The organism is Reticulibacter mediterranei, from assembly GCF_016587455.1.
In genome coordinates, this window is record NZ_BNJK01000001.1 from 4,673,437 (window position 1) to 4,693,084 (window position 19,648).

The following is a 19,648-nucleotide window of genomic DNA, read 5'->3' on the forward strand; positions in this document are numbered from 1 at the left end:
AATCACCCTTATTAAGCGTTGGGGAATTACCAAAATGTGCCAGGAAAAAGAGTATGCCACGAACTGCACAATGGGTGCTACGCTGGTCGAGCGAAAGAGATAGCTATGAACTGCTTGGGCAGGGAAATGTCTGTGTGTTGCAGGGGAAGAGCGAATGGTTACTGGATTGGTTGATGGCGCATTCCTCGTTCTCGTTTCAGGGAAAGCAGGGGCGTGTGAGCCTGCTCAAAGAGGCGCGATCACGTGGAGAAGAAGGCTACTGGTATGCCTATCGCTCTTATCGACGGCAGACCTTGAAAAAGTATGCTGGACGCTCAGCAGATTTGACCGTTGATCGCCTGGAAACTGTTGCCAGAGCCTTGACTAACGAGGGGGAGAAGCTGGAACAGCAACCAGTCTCTTTGATACAGCGCGTCCCCTTGCTGCCAACAAAATTGCACCCACCCCGCCAGCAGAGCAGGCTTGTCGCGCGTGAACGGTTGCTGGCGCGGCTGGATAGTGGGTTAGCATATAAATGTACTCTACTTTCGGCCCCGGCTGGCTTTGGGAAAACGACCCTGGTGAGCCAGTGGATAGCCGACCGATGCGAGAAGCGCATGCTACTGCCTGTTGCCTGGGTTTCTCTGGAAGCGAGGGACAACAGCCTCTCTCTTTTCTGGCGCTCCCTGATTACTGCTTGCCAGCTATTTGACTCCGCCATCGGTCAATCATCTCTTGAATTGCTGGACCGTTCGCAAAAGCCATCAGCCGAACCGCTGTCCTTTGATCGTTTGCTTGCGGCATTCGTCAACGATCTCGTTCAACTTGCCGATAGAAGAGTGCTTATACTGGAGGATTATCACGTCATTGCCTCGGCTCAGATTCACGAGACGCTGATGGATTTCATCGATCATCTGCCGCCGTCGTTGCATGTCGTGATCGTGACCAGGAGTGATCCACCGCTTCCTCTCGCTCGCTGGCGTGCGCAAAACGATGCCTATGAATTACGGGCCATAGACCTGCGCTTTTCATCGACAGAAGCTCAAGTTTTTCTGAAGCAGAATTTCTCTTTGCAGCTTGCTACTGCGGCGCTTCAGCGTTTTTTGCAGCGTACCGAAGGTTGGGTGGCAGGCATGAAATTGACCGTCCTTGCGCTTCAGGGGCGTGATGATCCGCAGGAGATCGAGCATTTTCTCTCGACGTTTAGCGGTAGCCATCGCCACATTCTGGAATATCTTGTGATTGAGGTGCTGAACGCTCAGCCAGAGCCATTGCAGACATTTCTCCTGCAAAGTAGTTTGCTTGATAGCCTGACGGGTACGCTCTGTGATGCTATCACAGGTCGGCACGATAGCGTGCTTTTGCTTGAACAATTGGAGCGCACAAATCTTTTTCTGCTAGCCCTTGATGGATCGGGTCACTGGTATCGCTACTACGCCCTCTTTGCGGAGGCAATGCGTCACGAAGCAAGACGCCGCCTGGATGGAGAGTCGATTCACACGATCTATATGCGCGCGAGTCTCTGGTATGAACAGCAAGAGATGTGGACGGAGGCAATAGAGGCTGCTCTCTCTATCCATGATTTCTTGCGGGCGGCTCGTTTGATCGAGCGTGTGGTTGAAAAGAGGGAGACGCCCTATCAGATGCATCTGTTGCGTGGCTGGTTGGAGCAGTTGCCAGAGGCGATATTGCATGAACATCCGACGCTTGATTTTGCCCTGGCGGTAACATTGCTGTTCACTCTGGATCGCTCAGCCCCAGCCAGTCGTCCGTTGATCGAGGCTCCGCTCAAGAAGTCCGCACACTACTGGCGGAGCGCAGGCAACGATGAGAGACTGGGGATCGTACTGGCCTTTCATTCGCTGCTCGTTTTTTGGCAGGGAGATTACAAAGAATCGTCTATTATTGCAAAGCAAGCATTGGAGCTCTTGCCTGCACACGAGGTTGATGCGCGCGGTATGAGCTTACTCAATGTGGGGTTGCTGGAACTCTTAATGGGAAGGCTTCAGGTGGCTCGACAGGTGTTCACAGAGGCACGGTCCTGCTGCGAGGCCGCAAAAAATCTCTATTCGACCCTGGCCGCTCTGATTGCTTTAGGCGAGATCTGCTATCGACAGGGAGAACTACATCAGGCGGAACAGTTCTATCAGCAAGTGCTCCGCAAAACGGAGGATGGTAGAGCATTGGACGACAGGGGGCACGCTCTGGCTGGACGTGCACAACTCTCCTATGAGTGGAACAGATTGGAGCTTGCAGAGCAGCAGGGACGAGAGGCGCTGGCGATTGGCAAGCAGCTTTCTCTAGAGTCGCTGCTCGTTGTGGCCTCCCTCGTATTGGCACAGATACACGTTGCTCGTGGCGAAGTTGAGCAGGCAATGTCGCTGTTGCAAGAGGCGATTGCCCAGGCAAAAAAGCCACGCTATCAGCGAGAGCTGCATCTCTATCAGGCAAGACTTGCGCTCCTGAGTGGAGATGTAAACGCTGTACAGCGCTGGGAAGCTTCTATGCAGCAGGCCAGCGACGATCTGTTTCGCCTGCAGCAGGAGCAGGAGGCGCTGTTGCAAGCTCGCCTCTTGATCTCGCAAGGAGAGGCCGAAGCCGCTCTGAGCTTGCTCGATTGCTGGTTGGCAGAGGCCAGGGAGATGAAGCGCGCAAGAAGTGAGATAGAGATCTTGCTGCAACAAGCTCTGGCATATGGTTGCCTTAACGATCAGCCTCGTGCAGGACAGGCGCTTTTGCAGGCATTGGAACAGGCGCGGCCTGAAGGTTGTCAGCGCGTCTTTCTGGATGAAGGGAGGCCCATAGAGGTGCTGTTGCGTTCGCTGCTTGCTGAGATGCGTGCGCAAAGGCGTTCCAGTTCGTTGCGTTCGTCATTGCTGGCATATATGCGATTGTTGTTGTTTGCTTTTCAGGGATATCAAGCCGAAGGAGTGCATAGAGATGGCGTGGTAAGGGTGCTGAGTCCCCAGGAGCAGCGTGTGTTGCGTTTGCTGGTTGCTGGCAACTCCGGGCCGGAAATTGCTGAAGAACTGGTGGTCTCTATTAATACCGTGAAGACGCAGGTGAAAAGTATTTATCGTAAGCTCAACGTAACCAGTCGTCAGGAGGCCCACGAGGTCGCTCACCTGCTCCATTTGTTGTAAATCCCCAACGAGATATCTCCCCGAAAATCACCCTCACGGGTGATAGGAACCTTTCAATGGTGCTCGTAATAGTGGGTGTGAAGCTGCTTCACGCTACGATTATGAGAATTGGATAGACCGAAAGGGGATGATGTTTGTGGATACAACTTATGTAGAAGTTAATGAACAAGGGCGCAAGCCGCGGCGGCCCGTTCGTCCGGTGCTGGGTCGCGTCTACCTGGGGATAGCTGTATTGCTGGTGCTGCAAGTGATATTCCAGGTGTTTCTGGCGGGTGCTGGGGTCTTTGCCGGGGGAAACTGGTTCATGTTTCATGCTATCAACGCCTCCCTGATCCTGCTGGTAGCACTTGTGTTCTTGATTATTGGCCTGTTCGCGCGCTTGCCTCGCTCAATGAACTGGTATGGCACTTTACTCGTTCTTTTAGTTATAGTACAATCTTTGTTGATCTATCCGCCGCGCAAATGGGGTATGCCGCTACTCAGCGCTCTGCATCCGGTTAACGCTCTGTTCATATTCCTGTTGCCTCTCTACCTGGCTATTCGTGTGCGTCAGATCCTGCGCGTTCCCGCTGCAAATGGTCACTAAGCAGGCTGCGCCTGGAGAGATCGATCTGACTAAATGGTGAAAATGGAAGGATTATTACTGTGTATAGAAAATTGCTCTACATGCTCACTATGCTTTGCATTGTCAGCCTTGTTCTGGTTGCCTGTGGTGGTGATCGGTCGGACGGCAGCGCTGCAAATAGCGGTTCTGCTGCAATAACTGGCAATCAGGCGCATATGAACGATTCGCTGTTTGTGCAGAGTTCGATTACGATTAAAAAGGGAGAAAGTGTGACGCTGGTTAGCGATACCTTCACGCCGCACATCATCGCGAATGGCACGTGGGATAACGGGCAGGCACGACCAGAGGCGGAGGCAGGCGCACCAGCGGTTAAGGGGGTACAGGTCAACGGCAATAGTTCAAGTACTGTTGGGCCTTTCACTACTGCCGGAACGTTCCATCTCTACTGTACGATCCATCCGGGGATGAATCTGACAGTTGTGGTGCAATAAAAGAGCGCTTCCAAAACAAAAATAGAGGGCGCATGTATAGCCCTCTATTTTTGTGTACGTTTTTTTGTTTGGAAGCCCGTCTTTACGGGCACTACCTGTCGATCTGAAACACCATCCCTAGTAAGCGAACGGAAATCTTCATAGGTATCATTAAGCCTCCTTTCGGCTTTTGGCCTGACGAAGAACTGTCGTTGCTCACAACCAGGGCAATTTGTTTGTCCCTGGGATTTTCAGTGGTCCGCCTCTACGGACACTCCTGACTCACCTTAAACACCATCCCCAGTAAGCGAACGGGGATCTTGATTGGTGACATCAAGCCTCCTTTCGGCTGATCCTCCTGAGAACTTTTTCGCGAACTAGCGTATCCGTTATCGGTGTCCATCCAGCTGCCCGTCTTTACGGGCACTCCCTGGTGACCCGAAACACCATCCCCAGTAAGCGAACAGGGATCTTCATTATGGCCTCCTTTCGGCTTGCCTATGTGAGACCCTCATTTTTACCGGATCTGATTTATATTTGCTCATCTCGTCCGGCTCCTGTTCCCGAAAAGGGAACACTCCCATTGTAACACCCAACATGAATGATGTCAAGGTTTCTACTAGAGAAATTCTCACATGAGTTTAAAAATTTATTGTTGTGTTATTTTATAGTGTAATTGGGTTCGTAGTCGAGCAATTTATCGCGGGGAACTACACAATAAGCGCTCCGCGATAAATTGCTCGACTACAAAAGAGTGAGGGGTAAAAGATGCAGTGAGCATTGCGCAACGATCCCCTGAACATGTGCGTGTCTATAGCAGCATGCGGACTAGATCGAGCAATATGGAGGAATACAATGGTATCTTTGAAACGGGTAATAGAGCCTCATCAACTGATCTCTTCTCTGCGCGGGACTATTGCCGGCACCATTGGCACCGTCCCTATGACGCTGTTTATGCTGGTAATGCATCGCCTGTTACCGCGCTGGCAGCGTTATGCATTGCCGCCAGAGGAGATTACGCGTGAGGCGGCAGAACGTATGCAGGTTCGGCAACATATGACAAGGCCGCAAGAGCTGGCTGCCGCGCTCGTTTCTCATTTTGGCTATGGGGCCAGTATGGGAATACTCTATAGCATGTTTATTGAGTCATGGTCGCTGGCCGTTGTGGTTAAGGGTATGCTTTTTGGGCTACTCATCTGGGGAGGGAGCTATCTGGGTTGGTTGCCCGCTGCAAACTTCTCGGTAGCAGCGTCAGATGAGCCGCTGCGCCGCAACACGCTTATGATCGCAGCCCATTTGATCTGGGGAGCAACGACTGCACTTGTCAGTGATGCCTTAAAGAAAAAGCTGCAAAGAGGCGACCTGTTCATGTAGTTGCGGAGAGCATCTGATCCCTCTAAAACTCTTATGTCTACCCATCCGTTGTAAAAGAGACGGGATTGAGCGGCAGAATTGAGAAAGCGGGCAGACAGACAGAGTGATACCAGGTGGAGGTCGTTCGGTCTGAAAATTGCCACGAATAAGGAGGGATACGCATTTATGGAGCTGCATGTCGCGGGCAACATCCTCTATATGAGCATTGAATTGCCCTATTTGGTCATTATCATTGTCGTCCTGATTGTTATCGCCTTGCTCAGAAGGCGATAACAACGATGAACGTTAATCGTTGGAGCTATCTATTCCCTGGGCGGTTTGGATGCGCTCCTGAATATAGGGAAGCAGTTCTCCGACCAGCGTGTAGCGATCCAGAGGCATAAGATAGACGCCCTGGATATGGGGATAAATGGTATCAAAAAGTTCTTTAATGATATCCACTCCGGTTGCTGCCCCGGCTTCTCCAGCCTGGCGCAATCGTGTACGCACGCTTTCAGGAATCACGATGCCGGGTACTTCGTTATGGAACTTCTCGGCCTGCTGATATGAGTGCAGCGGTTGCAGACCTGCCAGCACCGGGATCGGCAGCGGGCCGTAGCGCTGCTTGTAGCGCTCAAGATAATCGAACAGAATGGCAGGATCATACAGCGGTTGTGTCATGATGAAGTTAGCTCCTGCCTCGATTTTGCGATGCAGCCGCTCGATATCAAGATCGACATCGGGGGCAGTGGGGACGGCGGCACACCCGATGAAGAAGTTGCTGGCAGCAGCGAGCTGGCGTCCCGTTCCATCAAAGCCTTGATTGAGATTATGAAGTATAGCGATTAAGCCGATACTGTCCACGTCCCATATCCCCGTTGCGTTGGGAAAATCGCCGTGACTGGGCGGATCGCCAGTGACTGCCAGCACGTTATGGATGTTAGAGGCGTAGGTGCCGATGAGGTCGCTCTGCACAGCCATCAGGTTGCGGTCGCGGGGCGTGAAGTGGACGATGGTTTCGATCCCAATACGATCTTGTATCAAGCGGGCGGCAGTGGTGTTATTCATGCGCACACGCGCCATCGCATTATCGGGAATGTTGATAAAGTCCACCCCTATATTGCGTAGATACGAGGCATTTTCCAGGAAGCGCGAGAACTTCACGCTGCGTGGTGGCCGCATCTCGGTGCTGACGACAAACTTGTTCTTCCCCAGCATACGAGCAAGCTTTGTGGGATATTGCGCATTTGCAGGGTGTGAGCCGCCTTCGTTTGGGATTGTTGGGCGTTCGCGCACGGATTCGACGCGTGGTGCTGGCACAGATGGTGCGCTGGTTGCCAGGTTGGGCGCGAACTCGACCAGGACTTTGTGCATCGCCGCGATATGCTGCGGAGTTGTGCCGCAACAGCCGCCGATCATGCGGACACCGGCATCGAGAAAGCGACGGGCGTAATCTGCGAAGTAATCGGGGGTAGAGACATAGATAAAGCGGTTGCCCACGCGCCTGGGCAGACCTGCATTAGGCTGAGCGGCAACGATGAAGGGATTATTCGGATCGCTGAGCATGCCCGTTACGACATCATATGTGCTGGAAGGACCAAGCGCGCAGTTAACCCCCACCACGTTAGCTCCCAGCTTGTGGAGCGTGTGGGCAACGGTCAGGGCATCTTCACCGCTGGCAATAGCGCTATCCTCGTCGAAGGTCATCAGAGCTACCACCGGCAACTCAGTCAGGCTACGAACTGCCATAAGCGCTTCGCGCATTTCGTCGAGATTAGAGATGGTTTCGAGTATGAATAGATCGACTCCTGCCTGTAAAAGTGCTTCGGCCTGTTCGCCAAACGCCGCTCGCGCATCCTCTGGCTGAATCGTGCCGAGTGGAGCCAGCGGGCTGCCCAACGGACCGATGTTCCCGGCAATAAAGATCTGCGCATCGCACATTTCGCGCACATCGCGGGCGATCCTGGCTCCGGCGCGATTGATCTTCTGCACCTGGGTTTCCAGACCGTGTTCGGCGAGGCGATAGCGATTGGCCCCGAAGGTATTGGTTTCAATAATTTCGGCCCCGGCAGCGACATAATCGAGGTGAATTGCTTTAATCAGTTCCGGTTCGGTGAGGTTCAGTTGCTCAAAGCAGCGTTCGTATGAGATGCCGCGTGCGTAAAGCTGCGTTCCCATCCCTCCATCACACAGAATCGGCCCCCGTGCGAGCCTCTCTAAAAAAGGGCTGTTTGTTTGCATTAGCTAGTGTGATCCTTTTTCCTTCTCTATAATTGGCGGCAGTATGAGTATACCTGTTTCTGTAACCCCTCTCGAAACAAATATGTCCGGGCTGTGTATTCTCTGCTGTGTATTATAACTCAAGTGCATCGAGGAAGACAGTGCGCGCAATCCGCAGGTTTCCCGGGCATGTCCATAGGAGAAAACCACCAGAGAGCGCCGTTGTAGAGATAAGGATACAACTTTTACATCTTATGGAAGTTTCCTTTCAAGATCGGCAAAGTGTTTCGTAGTCTAGCGATTTATCGCGTTGGGGCAAAGCTCCTCTCACGTGGACTCAACACGATAAATCGCTAGACTACGAAACACTTTGCCGGATTTGGTTGGAAAAACTTATAATCGGCGTGAAGCAATCAACATATCCCAAATAGTAGATCGTGCAGATTGACCACACGAGGTCAATCAATTACAATAGGGATAGTCCTATAATGAGCGAAGATGTAATTGGATTTCGCTGACAAATTTGTAAGGAGGACCGATGAGCATCAGGAAAGCAGTCCTACCAGTTGCAGGCTTAGGGACACGGGTGTTGCCTGCCAGTAAGGTAGTGCCGAAGGAGCTATTACCCCTCGTTGATAAGCCAACGTTGCAATATATTGTTGAAGAGGCCGTTGCAGCAGGAATTGATGAGATCATTTTTGTGACCAGTGCCAGCAAGCGCAGCATTGAAGATCACTTTGACATATTCAAAGAGCTTGAGCAGGCGCTGGAACGCAAAGGGAAGCGCAAAGAACTGGAAGAGTTGCGCCGCATTCGCACAATGGCAACCTATGCGTCAGTGCGTCAGCCTGAGGCGCTTGGTCTGGGACATGCCGTTCTCTGCGCAAAGAAGCTGGTAGGTGACGAGCCGTTTGTTGTCATGCTCGGCGACGATCTGGTCGATCCCGCGACCCCGTGCCTGCCACGTATGATAGAAATTCATGAGCAGTACGGCGGTTCGGTGCTGTCGCTTTTCAGCGTGCCAGAGCATGAGATCTCCCGCTTTGGGATTGTTGCTGTTGAAGAGACCGAGCCAGGTTCAACGACGGTCAAAGTGAACCACATGGTTGAGAAGCCAGCGGTAGAAGAGGCTCCCTCCGATCTGGCAGTGGCGGGACGCTATGTTCTGACGCCCGACATCTTCGAGATTCTGGAGCGCACCCCGGCAGGAGCAGGCGGCGAGATCCAACTCACTGATGCTATCGAGGTACAGGCGCAGGAGGGACGCTGCTACGGCCTGAAGTTTGGCGGCTTTGGCGGTATTCGCTACGACACAGGCACGCCGCTTGGCCTGCTCACAACCTCCATCGCCTACGCGCTCAAACGCTCCGACATCGCTCCGGCTCTGCGTGAATACATGCGCCAGGCATTGACCGAGGGGTAGTAGCGACAATCCCTTGCGGTTGTCGCAATCCCTTGCAGTTGTCGTAGTAATGACCCTTCTCACATAGCGACAATCCCTTGCGGTTGTCTCGGGAAATATGTAATATACATGTGTTACCCGCGACAACCACAAGGGATTGTCGTTACAGGATGGTGCGTCCAACGGAGTAGATCCTTACCCGGAAAGAGAGCGATAACATGGCAAAGTCACTAGAGAAGATCCAACAAGGTGCAACCGATGTACTCTACGAGAGGCTCACTGCTCCACTGCTCTATCTTTCCAGCGAGGAGGTGGGTTGGGAAGGACTGATCGCCCAGGCCTTCCATGAGCCGATGGAGATGGAGGGCTGGCTCTCGCCTCCTCCATCACGCGATATTTCTCTCGTTCTGTTTCAGGGGGGGGCAATGCATATGGAGCAGCGACCGATGAACGGTTCATGGAAGGCGCTCAGTGTACATCAGGGGGATTTGATGTTGCAGGCCGAGCCAGTGCCGGCCAGTGAAGTGCGTTGGTGGAACCTGACAGACGCGCCAACGCAGACGTTTCATCTGAGCTTGAGTCGAGAGCTATTTGCCCGCACTGCTGAAGAGGTGGGGGACCGTGATCCAGATCGCCTGTCTCTGGCAGGGCGTACTGGCTTTCAAGATCCGCTTTTGATGCAGATTGGGTTTACATTGTGGCGAGAACTGGAGGTACATTCTCCAGCCGGAAAGCTCTATGCTCAGACAGCCGCTCAGATGCTCGCCGTCCATCTTTTGCGCCATTATACTTCTGTGGGAGAGCACATCAAGGAGCCAGCGCAGGGTTTGACACAACAACAGATGCGCCGCCTGACAGATTTTGTGCAGGCGCATCTCGGCCAGGATCTCTCCCTTGAAGCGCTGGCTCAGCAGACGGGCTTCAGTCCCTATTACTTTGCTCGCCTGTTTCGTATGACAACGGGAGCAAGCCCCCACCAATTTGTGATGCAGCAGCGCATCGAGCGCGCGCAACACTTGCTCAAAAAGACTGATACCCCGCTGGCTCAGGTCGCGCTGGAGAGTGGCTTCGCCAATCAGAGCCACCTGACCCACGCCTTCAAACGCTATCTTGGCCTCACTCCACGTGCCTATCGACAAGATAGCACGATCTGATCTCTCTGTCGTAGTCGGTGTTTTTATCAAAAATCTGCGCAGATTTTTGATAAAATCGCAGGGATAGGCAAGATTGGCGGGTGCCTTTCACCGTATCATTGAAGCACGACGTTGCCATGGAGATGCAGCGAAGATGTAGTCAAGAGCAATGAAAGGAAAAGAAAGATGGGACTTGAGCTATATATGCTTGGCCTGATTCCGCAGAATATCAACGCATCATTGGAGTTTTATCGTCGACTCGGCATTGATCTTCCAGAGCGTATCGAAGGGCCGCCACATGTCGGAGCCAAGATGGAAAGTGGGATAACCTTTTTCCTGAATAATATGGTTGAATTGGTGCCAGAAGCGGACCGCCCCCGCGTCATGCTGGAGTTCTACTTGAAAGAGCGGGCCTTAGTAGACGCGAAATATGCCGAACTCACTGGCTACGGCTATCAGGGCTATCGTGCCCCGTTTGACGTTCCTCCCATCAAGATGTATTTTGCCATGATTAATGATCCCGATGGCAATATCGTCTTGCTCTCCGCCGACCAGGAATCCTGAAACGGAGCTTGAACAGAAGGAGGAAGCAGATGAGCAAATACTCTTTGTTCATCTGCTCTTTTCTCTTATAAGCTTAACATTGCTGTTATTGCACAATAACGGTAAGATTCATACCTGAATGGATCGTGCAGTAGAGCTTAAAAGTGCCAGCGGTTGTGAAGGGGCCAATGCTGCCAGAACTATTGCCATTGATCTGTACGCTCTTCACCTCGGGCGCGCCCGATTCTTTTGCGGCCTTCGCCTGCCCGTTGTCCCATGTGCCGTTCGCGATAATATGCGGCGTAAATGTAGTGGAAACCAACGTGATGCTCTCCCCTTTGTGAATCGTGATAGAAGATTGCACGAATTGTGTATCGTTCATCTGCACCTGATTGCCTGGAGCTGATCCTCCAGAAGCGGTGTCGCCTGATCTATCGGCACCACAGGCCGCCAGAAGTAGAGCAAAAAAACTGCATATGGTTATAATGATCATTAATTTTTTCACGGTTTGTCTTCTTTCTCTATTTTATCTATATATGTCGTAGCTGCATGATTCATCATAATTGTTTCACGTATTATAAATTGTAGGATAAGCTCGATAAATCGCGCAACTACGAAAAGCCTGATCACTATTAGCTAGCGGCCGCTGTTTGTTGAGCGGGTTGTTTGAGATGCCCGTAGCGTGTGTAGATGGTTTGTATCACCAGCATTGCTCCGATACCGACGAGCATATGTGCTAGCCGGATCAGCCAGTGCAGATCGCCAACGAGCAGTCCAGCCTGGATGACGCCAAAGACAGGGATGATGAGGGCATAGACGATGCCGATGACTCCCAGCAACCTCACTCCGCTGCTGAATACCATAATGATGCTCAGAATGAGAAATGAAAGGGTAAACGTAATCCCGACAAGCATATGGATGCCAGGAATGCTATTGATGCTCGTAACCCAGAAAGTCAATCCAAGCAGAAGAGTGATAATACCCGTGATGCGAGCGATCCAGTTGATAATACGTACTGCGGTCATCAAGAAAACTCCTTTTTCTTTTGTGTCAGTGACGATGTATAACGATGAAAAAAGGAAAAATACTGTGTTATTGTAGGTGATACCTCAGGAGAGCGCGCACCTGGTCTGTAATCGCGCTATGGTGCGCTTCAGCCACGAACGTTCAGCAGCCAGGAGCGTACGCATATGATCGTCGATGGCAAGTTGAATGATATCTTGTTCCGGCTCGCCAGCTGGCAACTGTTCCAGCATATCCTGTGAGCGTATGACCAGATCGAGGCGCTGCTCCAGCACCGTCAGAGCTTCTTCGGGCGAGAGTGCATGCAGGAAAAAGAGGCCAAGATCCATCTCCCCCGGTTCTCTGCCAGCTGAACGGAGAACACTATGAAACAATGCAAAGAAACGCTGCTGTTCGCTCGTCGTTACGGCTGGTAGACATAAACAGATGATTTGCCACATCGATCTCTCCCTCATTTTTATTCTTGAATGAGCATGTGAGCATGAAGCTTTTGAATGGTACGTTGAAGCCAGTTTAGCTCTGCATCCAGCATGGTATGGTAGTGATCCAGCATCAAAAGCGAGGCCGGGTCAGCATACTGGCTAGACATGGCTTCTCGATTGAGTTGAGCAAGGAGATGCTCCGCCAGATCGCGCCGTTTTTCCAGGGCTGCGAGCATTTCCGGCATGCTCAGGGCATGAAGGAAATGAGCCTGTCCAGTCTCCTGCCACAGCGTTGCCAGCGTGTACTCAAGCTTTTCTGTTGATCTCTGTGTCATGGTTCGATCTCCATTGCTCCGTGTTGTTCGATGTGTTCTGTGGCAATAGTGTAGCCAATGGAGATGACAAAAAGGTGAACCTGGGGCTGAGATTTTGTCATTGATTTGTCATATTCTGGGCCATGTCCTCACATGAGGGCAGAAGTGGCTTGAGGACCAGGACGTTGGAAGACGAACACTCAAGAGCGCCCCGTTCTGTGAGACTCTGAGGGTATTCCAGATATCCTGGGCAGAGTTGACGAACGTTGAAAAGTGGCCCTCATTGGAGTATGACGAAGATCCTGGCGACAATGTGCAGAAAGGCAAATCAAGCTGCAACGAGGGATGCTGACCTATGGAGGAACCAGCTCTCTGAGATCGGGAATGGCAGCTACAATGCACATTGTCGCCAGGATCTTCGTCCTGTCTCATTTCCAGATTGCTGTCAAAGGATATCCTTAGTTGTTTTCAGACTGGATCGAACCGAAGAGGCCGTGTGATTCATCGGCGATACCAGCGGCGAAGAAGAGCGTGTTACGTGCGCCCGCCTGACCACCGTTCCCGAAGCCTAATCCCCATAGGCCATTAATGGCAATGGGACGGCCAAATTGATTCTTTGGTTGCCCAAGGAAGGCTCCCGTGCAAGGATCGAAGACGTTGATCTGACCATCGCCGAAGTTGCCGACCCACAGGTCATTGCTGAAAGGGCCAAAGTGCTCCGGTGCCAGGGCCAGACCCCAGGGAGAATTGAGCTGACCATCCGAAATGAGACGCCGGAGCAACTGCCCATTGGTGTCGAAGACATCAACGAACCCATTGCCCGCACCTGCTACGTCATCATGATGGGCTGCGTCTTGCAAGGCAAAGGTGACGTAGAGCTTGCCACCAATGTTTTGGATGCCGAAGGGAGCGAAACATTGCGCTGGCGGCCCTGGTATAGGACATTTGCTCGCCAACTGCGGGTCAGTGAAGGATTTGACGAGCGTAAATTTCGCATCGAACATCTCTACGGTGCCAAAACGGAAATTGGTAGCGTAAATAAAGTTGCGAGAGCCGCTGCGCCCAAGGGCCAGCCCCTTGTAGACTGCACCCACGAACCCATGCTGAGCTACTGTTGAGCGATTCACTGCAATGATGGCATGGGTTGGGTCCACCGTCGGATCCCAGCCTGAGATCGTGCCATCTTCGGTGGCAAAAATAAATTGGCTTGGACTCGACTTGCCATGTTGTGAGACAACGAAACCCTTTGTGTTGTTGAAGACGTTGCCCGTTGGGGTTCCACCAGGCTTGCCTCCTGGCAGCGGGATAGTGATTACAAGCGGAGCGCTTCCCGAGGGGAACGCTTTGCCGTTGCCCCGATACGCCGTAGCCACGCCTGTGCCATTGTCCGAAACGAACCATGGACCGGTAGAACTATGTGACAGTCCCCAGGAGTTGACTAGATTCGGGTCGGTAAAGCGAGCGACCCCTCGGATGTCTGAAACCAGATTGGTCTGTTGGTAGAAGCCATTCCCATGCGCCAGGGCGGCTTGAGGGCACATCGCAAGGAAAGAAAGCGCGAGACCGAATACGAGCAATTTGCTACACAATACTGTTAAAAAGCGGCTGTTGCGCTTATCAGGTAGTATCATAGTTTCACTCCTTTCAAAGAAGTAAAAATAGAAACAAACAACTGTCACACCGCCTTCATCCCAAGCCCGGTGCGACGTAAGCTGTCATGAAGAGCAGAGGAACGGTTACTCCATGCAGAAACTGTAGAGTTGTTCATTGCTCGTGTCCGATTTCATTGGGTCGGAACTCTCATCGCTTGAACTCGCCAATTTGTAGGCGATGACAGCGATCTGGACAGTGAAAAATGCCGCATGTTCCGTTTCCATTTTGGAAGTCGGAACGAGCTAACCGTTCTATCGTCTATGCCCGTTACTCTGCCTCTGGTGTTACCTTCCGTGTGTGGAACTCCCACCTAACAAGCAAGCATCTCTTTTTATAATAAGTAGTGGGAAAAATTTCGTTGAGGTAGCTTTGGTACGTTCCCCGAATGTTTGCTCATTTTTGGTAAATGATGAGTTTATCGAGTGGTTTTGGGCTTTTCTTTGAGCACAGAAAACCAGGCCGGAAATGCCCAATAAACTCATCATTTACCAAAAATGATACTGTTGGCAAACCCTTGAAAAACACGAAGCCTTTTTCAACGGTCAAAATCCATTTTGAGCCAGGGAACGACGACAATTGGCGGTGTACCAGTGCTAAAAACTGGAGTGGGATGATTTGTATAGAGAACATCCCATGTGGAATCCATCCCCTTCTGTCCGCGATAATGATCCTGATGATGATTGGTTCTAACACTTCTCATCTCTCTCTTGTATAATAAAGGGCGAAAGCATTTGCTCTTTCTGCAACAGTTTTGAAGAAAGAGGACGAAGAGGTAAGGAAGCATACAACATGAAGCATAGTGCCTACCGAGCTTTTGAGCCTGTCTCATTTTCGCAGGTGACGATAGAAGATGCATTTTGGGGGCCACGTTTACAGATCAACCGGGAAAAGACCATTCCTCATATTTATCACATGTGTCAGCAGACCGGTCGTCTCGATGCCTATCGCCTGGATTGGAAGCCTGGAGATGAGCATATCCCCCATCAATTCTGGGATTCGGATGTCGCCAAATGGATCGAGGCGGCGAGCTATAGCCTGGTGAGCATGCCTGATCCCGCACTTGACGCCCTGCTCGATGAAGTGATTGCCCTGATTGCCTCTGCACAGCAGGCCGATGGGTATCTGAATCCACACTATACGGTGGTCGAGCCGGACAAACGCTGGGCCAATCTGCGGCATGGACACGAACTCTATTGCGCCGGTCATCTCATTGAGGCCGCTGTCGCGCACTTTCAGGCTACCGGCAAATCTACATTGCTCACTGTTGCCTGTCGCTATGCCGATTACATTGCGACCATTTTTGGTCAGGAGCCAGGAATGAAGCGCGGGTATTGCGGCCATGAGGAGATAGAACTGGCTTTAGTCAAGCTGTATCGCGTCACCCATAATACGCGCTATTTACAACTCAGCCAGTATTTTATCGATGAGCGTGGGCAGACACCATGCTATTTTGATACCGAGCCTGCTCCCGATTACCATGCATTAGGGCTGGAGTATCACCAGGCTCACCAGCCTGTGCGCGAACAGACTGAAGTGGTTGGACATGCAGTACGTGCAATGTATCTTTATAGCGCGATGGTCGATCTTTTCTGCGAGACAGGTGATGAGACGCTGTTGCAGGCATGCAAGCGCCTCTGGCACCATCTCTGCTCCAAACGCATGTTTCTTACTGGTGGCATAGGCTCGTCCATGTTGAATGAAGGCTTTTCTTCCGACTACGATCTTCCTAACGATACCGCCTATGCCGAGACCTGTGCTGCCATCGGACTGGTCCTCTGGTGTCATCGCATGTTGCAAGTAGAATGCGATGCGCAATACACCGATATTATGGAGCGCGCACTCTACAATGGCGTCCTCAGCAGTGTCTCGCAGGATGGAACGACCTTCTTCTATGTCAATCCGTTGGCAACCCAGGCTGATCTTGCGCGCCAGCGTTGGTTCGATTGTGCCTGTTGTCCTACCAATATCACGCGGTTGCTGGCTTCCTTTGGTCACTATATCTATTCACAGAACGAGCACGAGCTGGTTGTGCATCTGTATGTTCAGGGAACGGTCCGTGCAAAGATACAGGGGCAGCCTGTCGTACTCAGGCAAGAGACTGCCTACCCCTGGGATGGGCGCGTCAATCTGACTGTGGAGTTGGAGGGGCCAGTGGAATTTGCTCTGCGCCTGCGTATTCCTGGCTGGTCGTCGGGAGCAATGCTGATGGTGAACGGTGAGCGCGTCGATCTGAATGGGCTGAGTGAGCATGGGTATGCGAAAATAGAGCGGGTATGGAGCAATGCAGATCGGCTCACGCTCTTTTTCCCTCTGCCCCTCGTTCGTATGTATGCCTCCCCAGAGATTGCTGCCGATATCGGGCTGGTGGCCTTACAACGTGGGCCGCTCGTCTATTGTTTGGAGAGTATCGATAACGCTGTCCCCCTTCATCGTCTGGTCCTTCCCCGTACATCTGCTGTACAGATCGTTGACGAGAGTGACAGTGGATTGGATGGTGTGGTGACTGGGATTGCCGATGCTCTGGCAGTTGGCAGCACCGATTGGGAGGAGGCGACGCTCTATCGTCCCCAGCCGCCTGGGATGCAGCCTGCCGCGCTCAAAGCGATCCCTTATTATCTCTGGGGGAATCGAGGCGTCACCACTATGCGTGTCTGGCTGCACGAACAGAGCATATAACATATTTTCATGTATAATTGTATAAAAGAATGAGGAGGATAGGTGTGTTTTTCTTTCGTTTCTCGTCTGGCTGTCTCTGCGATGGTTTCTCCCACTTCCATCATCCCTCCAGGGAGCGCCTATAGCCCATTATCGCTCCGTCTGCGCAAAAGGATTCTCCTCTGCCCTCTTCTTACGTGTCTGGATCAACAGCATGACAGAGGGCAGACTCAATCGGGTTCCATTTCGCTCAGGACTTCAGCGGCTAGGCGTTCCATTTGCTCGGCGTCGTCGAAGAGCAGGTGGAGCTGGATGAGTTCAGCTCCCGCAGCCGCGACCTCACGCAGCCCTGCGATGCAAGCCGAGGGAGGACCGTACACGGCAACCGTGCTCAAGCCAGAAGCACCATAAATCTGCTTGAGTGCGGCGTCAACCCGCTCCCGGGCGCGAGTGGTGTTGTCATCGACAGCGATGTAGACCCGTTTGGCGATTGGGAACGTAGTGGGGTTCTGGTGTGCTTCTACTAGCGCAGCACGCAGTTCGCTCACCTGCTGACCAAACTGGGCGGTGGTAGAGCTACCAGCACCAAAGAACCCGGTCCCCAAGCGCGCCGCACGGCGGACGGCTGCTGGGTGATTGCCCCCGATCCAGAGCGGGGGATACGGTTTCTGAAAGGGTTTGGGTTCCATAGACGCGTCATCGAGTTGCCAGAAGCGACCGCTGAAGGAGATATGAGGCTCGGTCCAACAGGTCTTCATCAACCGCACTCCTTCGGTGAAGCGAGCAATAAAGCTCGCAGGATCAACCTCGAAGGCCGAGAACATTCTACCCCTCCCACCGGTGCCAATCCCGACCTCGATGCGCCCACGACTGAGCTGATCCAGGGTGCTGATACTTTTGGCAAGGTGAACAGGGTTGTGCAATGGGCTGACGAAGACGGCGCATCCCAATCGCAGTCGCTCTGTGCAGGCTGCGGCGAAGGTCATGAGTTCGAGCGGAGCCAGGGTGGGCGCGGAGCCAAGCACTGATTCTTGCGTCCAGGCACTCTGAAAGCCGAGTTCCTCAGCCCTGGTCAGGTAGTTGCGCAACCTGGTTGGATCAAATGCGCCGTCAGCAATGCGTTGGGGGATGGAAAGAGCGAAGTGCATAGTAGTCTCCTGAGAGTCAATGAACTAATCTCTTAAATTGAATACTCATGGCACATCTCTTACTATACCACCTTTTACCAGGATATCCTGTTACCGAATTTACCTGAAGCAAACAGAATAACATCATTGTATCGTCATATTTTCAGCGTTCTCAGAAAACGCAAGGAAGAAGGTAACATGAGAAAAGTCATTGCAGTAGAGTTTTTAACCCTTGATGGCTTCGTTTCAGGACCTGGACCTGAGATGGATTGGGTGGGGGATATCTACACGGATGAAATCGCACAAGCATTGGGTGAAGGCCAAAAATCGGTCGACACCTTTTTATTGGGACGGGTTACGTATCAAGGCATGGTCAATTACTGGCCTGAGAAGACCATAGAGGAAGAACCGTTCCTGGCCGACCACATTAATCCGAAACCTAAGCTGATCTTTTCCCAAACACTGAAAAGCGCTCCCTGGGGCAATCATAACAATGCAAGAGTGGTCAAAGAGAATGCTCTTGAAGAGGTGCAAAAACTCAAGCAGCAGTCTGGCGGGGATATGATGATTATTGGGAGCGCCAACCTCCTTCAAAGTTTTGCGCAAGCTGGCCTCATTGATGAGTATGTTCTGTACGTTCATCCCATTTTTGTCGGCAGCGGAGCGCCCTTATTCAAAGAGAAAGTCAACCTCAAACTGGGAGAAACAAAGACGTTTCGTAACGGCGTCGTCAGGTTGACCTACCAGAATGCCTGAAAGGGTGACGAAAAATAACTTGGGAATCTTCCTGGATATCCGCCACAAAATGACGGCCTGAGCTTCCCGGAGGCAAGAAACTTGAAGATTATCTTATCTGTTGCTCATAGGTAATTGGACTCAAGTAGTGGAGAGTCGAATGTCTCCGAACGCGATTATAAAACACTCGGTATATTCAAAAATGGTTTGCCTGGTCTCTCGTCGGCTTTGAAAGCGATGCCGGTCAACACTTTCCCCTTTGAGCGTCGAAAAGAAGCTCTCCATTGCAGCGTTATCGTAGCACTCGCCCACCCGACTCCGGCTTGCAAGGATGCCCTTCTCGGCTCACCTGGCTACGTAGTCGGTGGCTGTATAGGGCTGTTTTGATCGGAGTGCAACAGCATTTCTGCTGGAGGTGTAGGATGGGCCAGTGCCATCTCCAGAGCATTTCTGACCAACTCCTCATCATTGGTTTCACCCATTGCCCAGCCTACGACCAAGCGCACAAACAAATCCAGGATCACGACCGCACACAGCCAACCTCCGCCGTCCAGACATCGGTCGTATCGCTGACCCATTTTGCCATTTTGTATTGGGTGCGACTGCGCTGAACGCTCGATTGAGCAAGTTAGGTGCCACTGGTGCGCCTTTGCGCCCTTTTGTTCTGAGGGGTTTATTGCGCCTGCGTTTGGTGGCCAGATCCATCTCGCGCATGAGACGAGCTGTGCGCTCACGAGAACAGCGAATGCCACGTCCGCGCAGTTCCACATGGACCCGCGGACTGCCATAGGCCCTCGATGGGCATGAAAGATGTTAACGAAGGGGAGCCAGCCTGTGGTGGGGAGTGAGAGCAGGTGAGAATTTAGACCATTTCTTTGTCATTGATTTGTCATATTGATGTGCGATAATCA

At 52.1% G+C, this 19,648-nt stretch carries 20 protein-coding genes and 1 pseudogene; 9 read left to right on the forward strand and 12 right to left on the reverse strand.

The features are described 5' to 3' along the window. Window positions 1–53 precede the first annotated feature (53 nt). The 4 genes from K3T83_RS20095 (at window position 54) to K3T83_RS20110 (ending at window position 5,531) form a co-directional block, all read left to right on the forward strand. A complete protein-coding gene (locus tag K3T83_RS20095) occupies window positions 54–3,122 on the forward strand; it encodes a winged helix-turn-helix domain-containing protein (protein ID WP_220204729.1) in 3,069 nt (1,022 codons plus the stop codon). 136 nt (window positions 3,123–3,258) lie between these two features. Next, the gene (locus K3T83_RS20100) at window positions 3,259–3,708 is read left to right on the forward strand and encodes a DUF6220 domain-containing protein (RefSeq protein WP_220204730.1); all 450 of its coding nucleotides are present in this window, start codon (window positions 3,259–3,261) and stop codon (window positions 3,706–3,708) included. Window positions 3,709–3,767: 59 nt separating this feature from the next. Continuing rightward, complete coding sequence (locus K3T83_RS20105) at window positions 3,768–4,178, forward strand: cupredoxin domain-containing protein (protein ID WP_236064938.1); 411 nt, start codon at window positions 3,768–3,770, stop codon at window positions 4,176–4,178. 834 nt (window positions 4,179–5,012) lie between these two features. Then, a complete protein-coding gene (locus K3T83_RS20110) occupies window positions 5,013–5,531 on the forward strand; it encodes a DUF1440 domain-containing protein (RefSeq protein ID WP_220204731.1) in 519 nt (172 codons plus the stop codon). Window positions 5,532–5,816: 285 nt separating this feature from the next. On the opposite strand, the gene K3T83_RS20115 is transcribed toward K3T83_RS20110, so the two are convergent. After that, window positions 5,817–7,751 carry a bifunctional homocysteine S-methyltransferase/methylenetetrahydrofolate reductase gene (locus K3T83_RS20115; protein ID WP_220204732.1) on the reverse strand — a complete coding sequence of 645 codons (1,935 nt, stop codon included), beginning with the start codon at window positions 7,749–7,751 and terminating at the stop codon, window positions 5,817–5,819. Window positions 7,752–8,268: 517 nt separating this feature from the next. Here K3T83_RS20115 and galU point away from each other — a divergent pair. From galU to K3T83_RS20130, 3 genes are all read left to right on the forward strand, one after another. Continuing rightward, complete coding sequence (gene galU, locus K3T83_RS20120) at window positions 8,269–9,153, forward strand: UTP--glucose-1-phosphate uridylyltransferase GalU (RefSeq protein ID WP_220204733.1); 885 nt, start codon at window positions 8,269–8,271, stop codon at window positions 9,151–9,153. A 197-nt stretch (window positions 9,154–9,350) separates the two neighbouring features. Further along, on the forward strand, window positions 9,351–10,286 hold the full coding sequence (locus tag K3T83_RS20125) for a helix-turn-helix domain-containing protein (RefSeq protein WP_220204734.1): 936 nt from the start codon (window positions 9,351–9,353) through the stop codon (window positions 10,284–10,286). A 165-nt stretch (window positions 10,287–10,451) separates the two neighbouring features. After that, window positions 10,452–10,829, forward strand: coding sequence for a VOC family protein (locus K3T83_RS20130; RefSeq protein ID WP_220204735.1), 378 nt, complete (start codon window positions 10,452–10,454; stop codon window positions 10,827–10,829). Between the two features lie 85 nt (window positions 10,830–10,914). Here the strand turns inward: K3T83_RS20130 and K3T83_RS20135 are convergent, their stop codons facing one another. The 6 genes from K3T83_RS20135 to K3T83_RS20160 form a co-directional block, all read right to left on the reverse strand. Beyond that, window positions 10,915–11,313: a cupredoxin domain-containing protein gene (locus K3T83_RS20135; RefSeq protein ID WP_236064939.1), complete on the reverse strand. Its 399-nt coding sequence runs from the start codon at window positions 11,311–11,313 to the stop codon at window positions 10,915–10,917. Window positions 11,314–11,440: 127 nt separating this feature from the next. Then, window positions 11,441–11,833, reverse strand: a complete 393-nt coding sequence (locus K3T83_RS20140) for a hypothetical protein (protein ID WP_220204736.1) — start codon at window positions 11,831–11,833, stop codon at window positions 11,441–11,443. Between the two features lie 84 nt (window positions 11,834–11,917). Then, window positions 11,918–12,271, reverse strand: coding sequence for a hypothetical protein (locus K3T83_RS20145; RefSeq protein ID WP_220204737.1), 354 nt, complete (start codon window positions 12,269–12,271; stop codon window positions 11,918–11,920). 17 nt (window positions 12,272–12,288) lie between these two features. Then, window positions 12,289–12,588: a hypothetical protein gene (locus K3T83_RS20150; RefSeq protein WP_220204738.1), complete on the reverse strand. Its 300-nt coding sequence runs from the start codon at window positions 12,586–12,588 to the stop codon at window positions 12,289–12,291. Window positions 12,589–13,025: 437 nt separating this feature from the next. Next, window positions 13,026–14,198 carry a TIGR03118 family protein gene (locus K3T83_RS20155; protein WP_220204739.1) on the reverse strand — a complete coding sequence of 391 codons (1,173 nt, stop codon included), beginning with the start codon at window positions 14,196–14,198 and terminating at the stop codon, window positions 13,026–13,028. 557 nt (window positions 14,199–14,755) lie between these two features. Next, entirely contained in the window at window positions 14,756–14,920 is a 165-nt protein-coding gene (locus tag K3T83_RS20160; RefSeq protein WP_220204740.1) for a hypothetical protein, read from the reverse strand. 89 nt (window positions 14,921–15,009) lie between these two features. On the opposite strand from K3T83_RS20160, the gene K3T83_RS20165 reads away from it, so the two are divergent. Further along, a complete protein-coding gene (locus K3T83_RS20165) occupies window positions 15,010–16,896 on the forward strand; it encodes a glycoside hydrolase family 127 protein (RefSeq protein WP_220204741.1) in 1,887 nt (628 codons plus the stop codon). Here the strand turns inward: K3T83_RS20165 and K3T83_RS57915 are convergent. Together K3T83_RS57915 and K3T83_RS20175 are read right to left on the reverse strand one after the other, a co-directional pair. Continuing rightward, on the reverse strand, window positions 16,833–17,000 hold the full coding sequence (locus K3T83_RS57915; RefSeq protein ID WP_373324535.1) for a hypothetical protein: 168 nt from the start codon (window positions 16,998–17,000) through the stop codon (window positions 16,833–16,835). The genes K3T83_RS20165 and K3T83_RS57915 overlap by 64 nt on opposite strands. Window positions 17,001–17,105: 105 nt before the next feature. Then, a complete protein-coding gene (locus K3T83_RS20175; protein ID WP_220204743.1) occupies window positions 17,106–18,023 on the reverse strand; it encodes an LLM class flavin-dependent oxidoreductase in 918 nt (305 codons plus the stop codon). Window positions 18,024–18,200: 177 nt separating this feature from the next. On the opposite strand from K3T83_RS20175, the gene K3T83_RS20180 reads away from it, so the two are divergent. After that, window positions 18,201–18,758 (forward strand): dihydrofolate reductase family protein, encoded by a 558-nt coding sequence (locus K3T83_RS20180; protein WP_220204744.1) that lies wholly within the window; start codon window positions 18,201–18,203, stop codon window positions 18,756–18,758. A gap of 120 nt (window positions 18,759–18,878) precedes the next feature. Here the strand turns inward: K3T83_RS20180 and K3T83_RS57925 are convergent, their stop codons facing one another. From K3T83_RS57925 to K3T83_RS57930, 3 genes and pseudogenes are all read right to left on the reverse strand, one after another. Next, the gene (locus tag K3T83_RS57925) at window positions 18,879–19,070 is read right to left on the reverse strand and encodes an integrase core domain-containing protein (protein ID WP_505912368.1); all 192 of its coding nucleotides are present in this window, start codon (window positions 19,068–19,070) and stop codon (window positions 18,879–18,881) included. Window positions 19,071–19,090: 20 nt separating this feature from the next. Further along, a complete protein-coding gene (locus tag K3T83_RS20190) occupies window positions 19,091–19,315 on the reverse strand; it encodes a DDE-type integrase/transposase/recombinase (RefSeq protein WP_220208380.1) in 225 nt (74 codons plus the stop codon). Next, window positions 19,212–19,520: pseudogene (locus K3T83_RS57930) on the reverse strand (IS3 family transposase); the annotation flags it as partial. The gene K3T83_RS20190 and the pseudogene K3T83_RS57930, both read right to left, overlap by 104 nt. Between the last annotated feature and the right edge of the window lie 128 nt (window positions 19,521–19,648).

Bases quoted from the DNA above. Each gene is read 5' to 3' on its own strand.
- K3T83_RS20095 (WP_220204729.1), top strand. From the start codon at position 54: ATGCCACGAACTGCACAATGGGTGCTACGCTGGTCGAGCGAAAGAGAT.
- K3T83_RS20110 (WP_220204731.1), top strand. From the start codon at position 5,013: ATGGTATCTTTGAAACGGGTAATAGAGCCTCATCAACTGATCTCTTCT.
- K3T83_RS20115 (WP_220204732.1), bottom strand. From the start codon at position 7,751: ATGCAAACAAACAGCCCTTTTTTAGAGAGGCTCGCACGGGGGCCGATT.
- galU (WP_220204733.1), top strand. From the start codon at position 8,269: ATGAGCATCAGGAAAGCAGTCCTACCAGTTGCAGGCTTAGGGACACGG.
- K3T83_RS20125 (WP_220204734.1), top strand. From the start codon at position 9,351: ATGGCAAAGTCACTAGAGAAGATCCAACAAGGTGCAACCGATGTACTC.
- K3T83_RS20130 (WP_220204735.1), top strand. From the start codon at position 10,452: ATGGGACTTGAGCTATATATGCTTGGCCTGATTCCGCAGAATATCAAC.
- K3T83_RS20140 (WP_220204736.1), bottom strand. From the start codon at position 11,833: ATGACCGCAGTACGTATTATCAACTGGATCGCTCGCATCACGGGTATT.
- K3T83_RS20145 (WP_220204737.1), bottom strand. From the start codon at position 12,271: ATGTGGCAAATCATCTGTTTATGTCTACCAGCCGTAACGACGAGCGAA.
- K3T83_RS20150 (WP_220204738.1), bottom strand. From the start codon at position 12,588: ATGACACAGAGATCAACAGAAAAGCTTGAGTACACGCTGGCAACGCTG.
- K3T83_RS20155 (WP_220204739.1), bottom strand. From the start codon at position 14,198: ATGATACTACCTGATAAGCGCAACAGCCGCTTTTTAACAGTATTGTGT.
- K3T83_RS20160 (WP_220204740.1), bottom strand. From the start codon at position 14,920: ATGAGAAGTGTTAGAACCAATCATCATCAGGATCATTATCGCGGACAG.
- K3T83_RS20165 (WP_220204741.1), top strand. From the start codon at position 15,010: ATGAAGCATAGTGCCTACCGAGCTTTTGAGCCTGTCTCATTTTCGCAG.
- K3T83_RS57915 (WP_373324535.1), bottom strand. From the start codon at position 17,000: ATGATGGAAGTGGGAGAAACCATCGCAGAGACAGCCAGACGAGAAACG.
- K3T83_RS20175 (WP_220204743.1), bottom strand. From the start codon at position 18,023: ATGCACTTCGCTCTTTCCATCCCCCAACGCATTGCTGACGGCGCATTT.
- K3T83_RS20180 (WP_220204744.1), top strand. From the start codon at position 18,201: ATGAGAAAAGTCATTGCAGTAGAGTTTTTAACCCTTGATGGCTTCGTT.
- K3T83_RS20190 (WP_220208380.1), bottom strand. From the start codon at position 19,315: ATGGGTCAGCGATACGACCGATGTCTGGACGGCGGAGGTTGGCTGTGT.